Annotated in this window: 3 protein-coding genes; 1 reads left to right on the top strand and 2 read right to left on the bottom strand. The window is 72.7% G+C overall.

Annotated features, from left to right (window positions below):
* On the bottom strand, window positions 1–672 hold a 672-nt coding region (locus GL263_RS26190), incomplete at its 3' end, for a hypothetical protein (protein ID WP_182858217.1).
* Between the two features lie 69 nt (window positions 673–741).
* Here GL263_RS26190 and GL263_RS26195 point away from each other — a divergent pair.
* Window positions 742–1,263 (top strand): hypothetical protein, encoded by a 522-nt coding sequence (locus GL263_RS26195; protein WP_182858218.1) that lies wholly within the window; start codon window positions 742–744, stop codon window positions 1,261–1,263.
* 16 nt (window positions 1,264–1,279) lie between these two features.
* Here the strand turns inward: GL263_RS26195 and GL263_RS26200 are convergent.
* The coding region (locus GL263_RS26200) for an ankyrin repeat domain-containing protein (RefSeq protein WP_182858219.1) at window positions 1,280–1,585 on the bottom strand (306 nt) is incomplete at its 5' end.

Consider the following 1,585-nt stretch of genomic DNA (forward strand, 5'->3'; position numbering starts at 1 on the left):
GGGGTAGGTGACGGGGACTCCCCAGTCGGCGGGGGCCTCGTCGGTGCCGAGGATGACCCAGTGGTCGACGGGGACGTCGGCGGTGAGGTCGGGTGGGCCGCCGGTGTGGCAGTCGAGGGCGGGCGCGGTGAGGAGTTGGTCGTCCAGCGGGTGGTACCAGAGGAGAAGCGGCTTTGCGCGGCGGGCCTGGACGTTGTCGAAGCAGCAGACGGCGATGGTGTGGTGGGGGTAGTGGGCGGCGTAGAACTCCATGAGGGCCGGGTCGAGTCGCGGGCGTCTGCGGCGCGGGACACGCGAGATGGCGGCGGGGATCAGCGTCGCGTCCTCGGCGAGGAGGACGGTGTAGACGTCGTGGTCGAAGACGCGGACGGCGGCGCTGCGGGGCGCACCGCCCATCCAGTCCATCCCACCCGGGGCCGCCGGGGCGACCGGGCGCAGGGCGTCGACCATGCGGCTGAGGATCTTGTCGCTCTTGCCGGCGGAGATGAAGTTGTCGGGTGTCACCGGCTGCGCGGACGGCAGGTGGAGCAGCATGGCGTTGGGGCCGTCGTGAAGGTTGGCGGCGGAGTTCTGGTAGCCGAGGACGTGGATGAGGCCGTGTGTGGGGTGGTGGCGTCGGCCGACGTAGAGGGTGGTGCCGGAGAACCGGGCGGGGGCCATCGAGACGCACATGGGGTGTGAGGGTAGCGGGAGTTGGGCGGCCGCCGGGCCCGCGCGCGGGGCGGTCTAGGGTCGGGCGGCATGAGCACGAAGAAGGTCGGCGACTTCCTGGGCATGTGTGTGGTGTGGGCGCTGTGTGCCGTCGGGACCGTCGTCTTCGCCCAGATGTTCTGGGCCACGGCGAGCAAGAGCGTCGACTACTACCGGGCCGCGCAGGGGACTTTCGGCGAGCCGGGGACGGTGGGGCGTGGCCGTGACACCGGCGACACGATCGACGGCCTCCTCGACCGCCGGTGCCGGGGAAGTTTCCTGCCAGTGGACGGCCTTGTTCCCGTCCCCGTGTCCATCCCGGGTGGCTGTAGCGCCGACGGGGACAGGGAGGCACGGCTTGTGCCCGGCGACACCTCGGGCCGGATATCGGTCGACGACCCGCCGGCGGCCATCACGCCCGGCAGCGGCGCGTGGTTCCGGTGGGCGGTGTACGCGGTGGTGGACGCGGTCCTGACGCTGCTGTGCGCGATGGTCGCGTTCGGGCCCCTGGCGTCGGCGGTGGAGAGACTCCACCAGCGGCGGCGGCCGAAGGTGTCGTTGAAGAAGGAGTGAGGCGGGTTCGGAGATTTCAGGCGGCGCGGAGGGCGGCGAGGGTCTCGGGGTCGGCGCAGGGGCCGGTTTCGGCCCAGGTGAGGGCGTTGTGGCCGGTGCCGGCGTCTTCGCGGAGGTGGGGGTCGGCGCCGTGGGCGAGGAGTGCGCGGACGACGTCGGCGTGACCCCAGGAGGCGGCGGCGCACAGCGGTAGGCCCTCGTCGCCGTGGCCGCTCTCCTCGTTCGGCGGGGCGCCGGCGGCGAGGAGGAGCTGGACGATGTCGGCGGCGTCCTGAACCGAGGCGGCGTAGAGGGGAGTTGTGCCGTCGGGGTCGGGGCGGGC

Source organism: Streptomyces durbertensis, assembly GCF_014156695.1.
Classification (GTDB): Bacteria; Actinomycetota; Actinomycetes; order Streptomycetales; family Streptomycetaceae; genus Streptomyces; species Streptomyces durbertensis.